This window comes from Caulobacter sp. HMWF025 (genome assembly GCF_003060965.1).
Classification (GTDB): domain Bacteria; phylum Pseudomonadota; class Alphaproteobacteria; order Caulobacterales; family Caulobacteraceae; genus Caulobacter.
This window is the reverse complement of the sequence record NZ_QAII01000175.1, coordinates 54,426-62,645: the sequence shown is the minus strand read 5'-3', so window position 1 is coordinate 62,645 and position 8,220 is coordinate 54,426. Positions and strand designations below refer to the sequence as shown.

The following is an 8,220-nucleotide window of genomic DNA, read 5'->3' as shown; positions in this document are numbered from 1 at the left end:
TTCTAGATCAGCTCCACGTCCACGTGATGGCGGGCCTTCACGAGGTCGTAGCGGGCGGGGACCAGCGGCGGGGGCAAGTCGATCATCCGTTGCACGGCCAGGCGCGCGGCCTTGGCGATCGCGGGATCGACCGTCACCTCGTAGCGGTCATGGACGAGGGCGTCGTGGATGTTCTGCAGGGTGATCCGCTTCATGTGCGGGCACATATTGCAGGGACCGATGAACTGGGTGTCGGTCGACTCCGCCTGGACGTTGGAGGCCATCGAGCACTCGGTGATCAGCACCACATGTTTGGGTTTGCGCAGGGCGACATAGTCGTTCATTGCCGCCGTCGAGCCCGCGAAATCAGCCGCCTCGAGGATCTCGGCCGGGCATTCGGGGTGGGCCAGGATCTCGGCGCCCGGATAGGCGGCCCGCATCTCGGCGATGTCGGCGGCAGTGAAGCGCTCATGCACCTCGCAGCGACCCGCCCAGGCGATGATCCTGATATCGGTCTGGCGGGCCACATTGCGGGCCAGATACTCGTCGGGGATCAGGATCACCCTGTCGGTGCCCCACTCGCGCGCGGCCCACTCCACCACCTGCACGGCATTGGCGCTGGTGCAGCAGATGTCGGTCTCGGCCTTCACGTCGGCGGTGGTGTTGACATAGGTGACCACCGGCACGCCGGGATAGCGGGCCTTGATCATCCGCACATCGGCTCCGGTGATCGAGGAGGCGAGGCTGCAGCCGGCCAGCAGGTCGGGGATCAGCACCCGCTTTTCCGGGGCCAGAACCTTGCTGGTCTCGGCCATGAAGTGGACGCCGGCCTGGATGATCACGGCGGCGTCGCACTTGGCTGCCTCGCGGGCCAGGCCCAGGCTGTCGCCGACAAAATCACCGACCCCGTGGAAGATTTCGGTGGTCATGTAGTTGTGGGCCAGGATGACGGCGTTTTTCTCGCGCTTCAGCCGGTTGATCTCGGCGATCAGCGGGGCATGCAGCCGCCACTCCATCGGCGTGATGTGGCCTTTCACCTTTTCCCAGACAGCGCCGGTTTCCGCTTCGACGGCGGGGGTGAACTCGCCAAAGGCCTGTTCGCCGGGCGTTACGGAACCATCAGCCATCTGAACCTCGCTTATGCTCAATGTGAGCATTTGTAGGGCCTCAAAAAACGCCGGGGCGGTGGTGATCGTTCCCGACGTCCTACTTATGCTGAAATTGAGCATAAGTCCTGAAAGACATATAGACCGTTGTGATGCGATTGCAAAGGGGATGTTGCAGGCACGCCGTTTGACCTGCCCCGTGGGTGCCCGGAAGGTCTTCCCTTCTGCCGAAATCGCGGCAACAGTCCGGCCACCTTTCGGGCGGCTGGCCCGACGCATTGAAACAGAGAGCCTGTCATGTGTGACGACGACATCCACCCCGGTCTGGTGGTGGACCCCACCCTTTCGCGCCGTGCCTTTGGTCTGATGGCCGTGGCCGGCGTCGGCATCGCCACCGCAGCCCGGGCCGGCGCGCCGGTGGTCGAGAAGGACGTCGAGATCAAGACCGCTGACGGCGTAGCCGATGCGGCGCTCTACTATCCCGAAGGCAAGGGTTCCTGGCCCGCCGTGCTGCTGTGGCCTGACGTGATGAGCCTGCGTCCGGCCTTCCGCGAGATGGGCCGCCGCCTGGCCTCGTCCGGCTATGTGGTGCTGGTGCCCAACCTCTACTATCGGGCCAGGAAGGCGCCGGTGATCGACGGGGCGTTCAACTTCGCCAACCCCGAGGATCGCGCCAAGATCATGCCGCTGCGCGCCACGGTCACGCCCGAGGGCACTGACCGGGACGCCGTGGCCTATCTGGCCTTCCTCGACGCCCAGCCCCAGACCAACCGCAAGAAGAAGGCCGGCGTGCAGGGCTATTGCATGGGCGGCCCGCTGTCGGTCCGCACCGCTGCGGCCGTGCCCGACCGCATCGCCGCGGTCGCCAGCTTCCACGGCGGCGGCATGGTCATCGACGCCCCCACCAGCCCGCACCTGCTGCTGCCGAAGACCAGGGCCGAGTACCTGATCTGCGTCGCCGAAAACGACGACCAGCGCGACCCGGCCGACAAGGACAAGCTGAAGGCCGCCCTCGATGCGGCTGGGCGTCCCAGCAAGCTGGAAGTCTATGCCGGGGCCGCACACGGCTGGACGGTGCCTGGCGGTCAGGTGTTCAACCTGCCGGCGGCCGAGAAGGCCTGGGCGGAACTGCTGGCGCTCTATGGGCGGGTGTTGGTCTAGGCTCTGGACCGTCCCCTCTGTCACGCGATCCCGTGGCGGAGGGGACGACTGAGGTGGGGACCGGGAGCGGTGCCCTGTTCAGGTTAAGCGCCGCCTCACGCCCCCCGTGCGTCGACCAGCGCCCTGGCCAGGCGATCCAGCGAGAAGGGCTTGCTCAGGAACGGCCAATGTCCGGCATGGGCTCGTCCCTGATCGCCGCCGGTATAGCCCGAGCATAGGACGACCGGCAGGTCTGGACGGGTCAGGGCCAGGTATTCGGCCAGATCAACCCCGCTCTTGCCGCCCGGCATGATCACGTCGCTGAGGACGAGCTGGATGTCGGCGTCCTGGTCGAGACGGTCCAGCGCTTCGGCCACCCCGCCCGCCCGAATGACCGTGTGGCCCAGGTCATGGAGCATGGCTTCGACCAGTTCGCCCACTTCCGGATCATCCTCGACCAGAAGGATACGCGACGGCGACTGCTCGGCCACGGGGTCGCTCTGCGGGCCGTCGTCCGTCGCTGTCAGCGTCCCGGCGATCGGCAGCCACAGGATGACCGACGTCCCTCCCGGGGTTTGACTTTCGATTTCCAGCGCGCCGCCGCTTTGCCGTGTGAAGCCATAGACCTGCGACAGGCCAAGCCCCGTGCCCTCGCCGGCCGGCTTGGTCGTGAAGAAGGGCTCGACAGCCCGGGCTGCGGTTTCCGCCGACATGCCGGCGCCGGTGTCGGATACGGCAATCCTCAGATAATGGCCGGCGGCAAGCTCGCCCCGGGCCTCGTCGAGGTGGACGGGACGGGTCTCGATCGTGACCTGGCCACCGGAGGGTGTCGCATCGCGAGCGTTGACGACCAGGTTCAGAAGCGCGGCCTCGAACTGGCCGGTATCAACCAGGGCGCAGCGCAGTCCACTGCCCAACTGGAGCCGGAAGCCGTAGGCATCGCCCAGCGCCCGTCGGAGAAGGCCTTCGCTCTCGGCGATCATCCGGTCAATGGCCCGCACCTCGGGCCGCAGCGGCTGACGGCGGGCGAAGGCCAGGAGATGCTGGGTCAGCTTCTCGCCGCGCCGGGCCGCCGATACGGCCGCGGTCAGCATCCGCTCCCGCCGGCGGGCATCATCGGGGTGACGCTCGACCACATCGAGGGCTCCGATGATAACGGTCAGCAGGTTGTTGAAGTCGTGCGCAACACCGCCGGTCAGCTGACCGATGGCCTCCAGCTTCTGGGACTGGAACAGGGCGGCCTGGGCCGCATCGCGTTCGGCCAGCGCGGCCTGGACGCGGTCGGCCAGAAGCTCGTTCAGATGCGCCAGATCGGCCTCGGCCTGCTTGGCGTCGGTGATATCGAACGCGATGCCGACAAAGCCGTCAAAGGCACCGCCGGGTGCGAATCTGGGCTGGGAGAACGACTTCAGCCAGCGCATTTCGCCGTCGGCGCGCCGGTAGCGTCCCTCCAGCGAGAAAGGGCGACGCGAGGCTTCTCCGGAAATCTGGCCCTTCAGGATGACAGGGAGGTCTTCCGGGTCCAGCCGCGTCCTCCAGTCCAGGGTCAGGGCCTCGTCATATGTAACGCCGGCATAGTCGGCATAGGCCTTGTTGACGAAGGCGCGCTGTCCGCTGGTCTCGGAGACCCACATCAGGGCCGGGGCGCTGTCGGCGAGGCTGCGGAAACGGGCCTCACTCTCGCGCAGGCGCTCTTCATCGCGTCGCCGGTTGGTGACGTCGAAGTTCAGGCCCATCATGCGAATGGCGCGGCCGGTCTCGTCGCGATGCACCTGGCCACGGCCGTGGATCCAGCGCTCGCCCTGGCTGAGGTCCGCCAGCCTGTACTCGATCTCGTAGGTCGCCCCGTTTCGCACCGACGAGCGGATACGCTGGCGCACCTGCTCGCGATCGTCCGGATGGACGTGGCTTTCGAGCTTTTCCCAGTCGATCACTTCGTCAAGCGGAAGTCCCAGGTTCTCCCGTGCGGCGGGGGACAGGTAGAGCGTGTCGGTAGAGATGTCCCAGTCCCAGGGGCCGACCCCTGCGGCGGTCTGGGTGACCTGAAGGCGCATCTCGGTGTTTTCCTGCTCGACGCGGGCCCTGGCCAGGCTCTGGACCGCGCTGCGCAGGCCTTCAGCGACAAGGGCCGTCACCGAAGCCGAGATCGTGAAGATCACCAGGGCCGCGATATGCTGCTCCGACAAAGGCTGGTTGTCGCGCCCGCCCCAGAGCCACCAGCCGAACAGCAGCCCGCTGACCAGGGGCACCAGCCCCCACCGCCAACCGGCATAGAGGGTCACCACGATCAGGGCCGGGAAGAAGGACTGGGTCGCGCCGGTTCCGCCGCTCAGGCCCAGAAAGGCCATCCGCATCAGGACGGCGACGGCGACGGCGGCGACGGCGGCGAGCGCACAACGCCAGGCCGGTGGTGGAACCGCCGGGATAAGCCACGCGCTTATCAGTCCGTGAACCCGACCATGGGCACGCCTGTCCCGGGACATTCCGTTCCGGGATGGTGCGTTCCGCCTTGAAGCGTCTTGCGGCGCCATTGTCGCTCCCAGGCCAAACAAGGCTTGTCATGAGCATGGACGAGCTTACCTAGGACACGCAACACGGGAGATTAAGATGGCCGCGATGCCGAACACCGGTTTGACCGCCAAACAGCGCAGCGAGATCGCCACCGGGCTGAACAAGGTGCTGGCTGACAGCTATGCGCTCTATTTGAAAACGCACGGTTATCACTGGAACGTCCGTGGGCCCAATTTCCAGTCGCTGCACGTTTTGCTCGAGGGGCAGTATACCGAGGAGTGGGCCGCACTGGACACCATTGCCGAGCGCATTCGCGCCCTCGGCGAGCTTGCACCCCAGGGCTACGGCGCATTCGGCAATCTCTCGAGCATCAAGGACGGTGACCCCGAGCAGGACTGGGAAGCCATGTTCCAGGAGCTGAAGGCCGACAACGAGACCGTGATCGCCACGCTTCGGTCGGCGTTCCCGGCGGCGGATGAGGCCGGAGACGAAGCGACCGCCGATCTGCTGACCCAACGCCTGCAGGCGCACGAGAAGCATGCCTGGATGATCCGGGCCACCCTTGGCGTGAAGTAGGGGCCTGGGGGGCGAATTTGGGTGCCAGAGCACCGTGGGTCCTGATCGGGGCCGCCGTGGGTCTGAGCATCCTCGGCGGTCTTTCTGCATGCGCGGTCTTCTACAGACCCGGCGGCACGGGCCAGGACGGGCGCGCCGCTTCCCCGACCCGGGGATTTTCCGACGCTCATCTGGCGCGCTACGCCTCGGACATGGACGGGGCGATGCTGAGCCTGGCCCGCCGGCACGATCCGCGGCCCCACACTGACTATTGGGGACGGGTACGCGGCTGGGAGCGGCTGGATCTGGCCAATATCCCGCACTTCAGCGCGGCAGTTCCGGACTTCGACTCCGCCCGCCTGATCAACGCCCTGCGGGGATCGGCCCCGCTCCCGGTCGATCCGGCCCCCCCCTTTGTCCTGAAGGCTTCTGCCGCGGATAGGACCAAGGCGCTGCGCTGCCTGACCGAGGCTGTCTATTACGAAGCCGGTTTCGAACCCCTGGCTGGCCAGGAGGCCGTGGCCCAGACCATTCTCAACCGGCTGCGCCATGCGGGCTATCCCAAGTCGATCTGCGGGGTCGTCTATGAAGGCGCGGCCCGGTCCACGGGCTGCCAGTTCAGCTTTACCTGCGACGGATCGCTGGCGCGCGAGCCCAACCCGAGCCTGTGGACCCGCGCCGAGTCGGTCGCCCGCCGGGCCCTGAATGGCTTCGTCATGAAGGATGTGGGGGTGGCGACCCACTATCATGCCAATTATGTCGCGCCGTACTGGGCTCCGACCCTGGTGAAGCTCACCCAGATCGGCCAGCACATCTTCTATCGCTGGACGGGCCCCTCGGGGACCCTGGCGGCCTTCAGGGGGCGCTATCGCGGCGGCGAGGACGTGACGCCGGACATCCTGCTGGCGGCCGATGCCCGAATTCTCGGAGGGGCCCCGCCGAGCGAAAACCAGGCCGTTAGCCTGCCACTCCGCCCCGCCCTGGACAGTGCCGCCCTGGCCCGGGCCGAGGCGGCCGGAGTCGGATCACCCGCCCTGGCACCCCAGGCCCGGCTGGTCATGGTTCCGGACGCCTCGGCTCCGGGCGGCGAGCGGCTTCGCTTTCAGGGTGTCGTGGCAGGGCGGCGCATCCCGACCCCGGACGAGGTCGACAGGATCAACCAGTCTCTGGAAGGCCTGGCCCGGGAACTGGCCGATCCGCCGGCAGCGGGACCCGCAAGGCCGAGATCCTAGCGCCGCATATCCTGTCGAAAGTGTCGCAATTGGCGCCTACACTCATGCATTTATGCATATCTCTCAAGCCGAAAGCGGCAATGGGATCACCCTTCGGTGCCGTCTAGAAGGGCTCGACAGATCTCCAATAGGGAACTCCATCTCATGACGGCCGCTACCCGCGACAAGCCTCGTCCGCCCTACCGGCTTGCCGCCCTGGGACTCGCCGTGCTGGCGCTTGTCTGCGCAAGCCGGTCCGAGGCGCAACAGAGACCCAAAAAGATCGGCTTTTCCGTTCAGGTCCAAACGTCGGGACTGACCCGGACCACCGTCGCGAAAATCGTCGTCACCCAGGTCGCCCCGGACTCCCAGGCCCAGGCCGGCGGTGTGGTGACTGGCGATGAGCTGCTCAGGATCGACAGCACCATCGTGCCGGGCAACAGCGTTTTTGCGCTCAAGGCCCATATGGGATTTGAGCCGGGCGTTCCGAAGTCCGTCACGTTCAGGCATGCCGACGGCGCGCAGTTCAACGTTGTCTTCGTCCGCTCACCCGGATCGTGAACCGCCAGGGGTTCACGATCGGCTTGTGATCAGAGGGTGTAAACTGGAGCCCTCAAAAGCTGGCCGGCAGCGTGTCTTTTACACAGGCCGTCACTACCAGACGCCGATCTTCTCGGCCTCGGCGTGGCTGATCGGGTGGCGGTCGCGGATGTGGTCCTGCTCGGCCAGGAAGCGCACGGCCTCCAGGGCGGCCATGCAGCCCATCCCCGCCGCCGTGACGGCCTGGCGGTAGACGTGGTCGGTGACGTCGCCGGCCGCATAGACGCCCTCGATCGCCGTCGAGGCCGTACCCGGCTGGACGAGCAGATAGCCGCCGGCATGGGTTTCCAGCTGGTCCTTGAACAGCTCGGACGAGGGCGCATGGCCGATGGCGATAAACACGCCGTCGCATTTCAGCTCGCTCAGATCGCCGGTGACCACGTTCTTGAGGCGGACGCCGGTCACACCCATCGGGTCGGAATCGCCCAGCACCTCGTCAATGGCACTGTTCCAGGCGATCTCGATCTTGGGATGGGCCAGCAGGCGCTCCTGCAGGATCTTCTCGGCCCGCAACTCGTCCTTGCGGTGCACCAGGGTGACCTTGCTGGCGAAGCTGGTCAGGAACAGGGCTTCCTCGACGGCCGTGTTGCCGCCGCCGACCACCACGACCTCCTTGTTGCGATAGAAGAACCCGTCGCAGGTGGCGCAGGCGCTGACGCCGAAGCCCTGGAACTTGCTTTCGCTCTCCAGGCCCAGCCACTTGGCCTGGGCCCCGGTGGCGATGATCAGGGTCTCGGCCAGCCATTCCTCGCCGCTGTCGCACTTGATGTGGAACGGACGCTTCGACAGGTCGGCGCTCAGCACGATGTCGCTGACGAACTCGGTGCCGACATGCTCGGCCTGGGCGCGCATCTGGTCCATCAGCCACGGGCCCTGGATGACGTCGGCGAAGCCCGGATAGTTTTCGACATCGGTCGTGATGGTCAGCTGGCCACCGGGCTGGATGCCGGCAAGCAGCACGGGCTTGAGCAGCGCACGGGCAGCATAGATCGCGGCGGTATAGCCGGCGGGGCCTGAACCAATGATCAGGCAGCGGGTCTGGCGGGGAGCGGTCGTGGACATGGGCGCAGATATAGTGTCGATTCCGGAAGAGCGCGATGGTCGCTGCAGGGGGAAAT

7 protein-coding genes are annotated in these 8,220 nt (G+C 66.5%); 4 read left to right on the top strand and 3 right to left on the bottom strand.

Annotated features, from left to right (window positions below; all coding sequences use genetic code 11):
• Nucleotides 1–2 precede the first annotated feature (2 nt).
• Nucleotides 3–1,106: a quinolinate synthase NadA gene (gene nadA, locus DBR10_RS18490; protein ID WP_199223578.1), complete on the bottom strand. Its 1,104-nt coding sequence runs from the start codon at nt 1,104–1,106 to the stop codon at nt 3–5.
• A gap of 276 nt (nt 1,107–1,382) precedes the next feature.
• On the opposite strand from nadA, the gene DBR10_RS18485 reads away from it, so the two are divergent.
• Nucleotides 1,383–2,246 (top strand): dienelactone hydrolase family protein, encoded by an 864-nt coding sequence (locus tag DBR10_RS18485; RefSeq protein WP_108505634.1) that lies wholly within the window; start codon nt 1,383–1,385, stop codon nt 2,244–2,246.
• A 95-nt stretch (nt 2,247–2,341) separates the two neighbouring features.
• Here DBR10_RS18485 and DBR10_RS18480 read toward each other — a convergent pair whose 3' ends face one another.
• Nucleotides 2,342–4,579, bottom strand: coding sequence for a hybrid sensor histidine kinase/response regulator (locus tag DBR10_RS18480; RefSeq protein ID WP_335582572.1), 2,238 nt, complete (start codon nt 4,577–4,579; stop codon nt 2,342–2,344).
• Nucleotides 4,580–4,832: 253 nt separating this feature from the next.
• Between DBR10_RS18480 and DBR10_RS18475 the strand changes: the two genes are divergently transcribed.
• The 3 genes from DBR10_RS18475 to DBR10_RS18465 all read left to right on the top strand — a co-directional run bounded on the left by DBR10_RS18475 (nt 4,833) and on the right by DBR10_RS18465 (nt 7,063).
• Nucleotides 4,833–5,312: a Dps family protein gene (locus DBR10_RS18475; RefSeq protein ID WP_108505635.1), complete on the top strand. Its 480-nt coding sequence runs from the start codon at nt 4,833–4,835 to the stop codon at nt 5,310–5,312.
• 17 nt (nt 5,313–5,329) lie between these two features.
• Nucleotides 5,330–6,523: a cell wall hydrolase gene (locus DBR10_RS18470; RefSeq protein ID WP_233243487.1), complete on the top strand. Its 1,194-nt coding sequence runs from the start codon at nt 5,330–5,332 to the stop codon at nt 6,521–6,523.
• 207 nt (nt 6,524–6,730) lie between these two features.
• Entirely contained in the window at nt 6,731–7,063 is a 333-nt protein-coding gene (locus DBR10_RS18465) for a PDZ domain-containing protein (RefSeq protein WP_146184171.1), read from the top strand.
• Nucleotides 7,064–7,156: 93 nt separating this feature from the next.
• Here the strand turns inward: DBR10_RS18465 and trxB are convergent, their stop codons facing one another.
• A complete protein-coding gene (gene trxB / locus DBR10_RS18460) occupies nt 7,157–8,164 on the bottom strand; it encodes a thioredoxin-disulfide reductase (RefSeq protein WP_108505637.1) in 1,008 nt (335 codons plus the stop codon).
• Between the last annotated feature and the right edge of the window lie 56 nt (nt 8,165–8,220).

Coding starts and splice junctions, on each gene's coding strand:
- nadA (WP_199223578.1), bottom strand. CDS start 1,106: ATGGCTGATGGTTCCGTAACGCCCGGCGAACAGGCCTTTGGCGAGTTC.
- DBR10_RS18485 (WP_108505634.1), top strand. CDS start 1,383: ATGTGTGACGACGACATCCACCCCGGTCTGGTGGTGGACCCCACCCTT.
- DBR10_RS18480 (WP_335582572.1), bottom strand. CDS start 4,579: ATGCGGATGGCCTTTCTGGGCCTGAGCGGCGGAACCGGCGCGACCCAG.
- DBR10_RS18475 (WP_108505635.1), top strand. CDS start 4,833: ATGGCCGCGATGCCGAACACCGGTTTGACCGCCAAACAGCGCAGCGAG.
- trxB (WP_108505637.1), bottom strand. CDS start 8,164: ATGTCCACGACCGCTCCCCGCCAGACCCGCTGCCTGATCATTGGTTCA.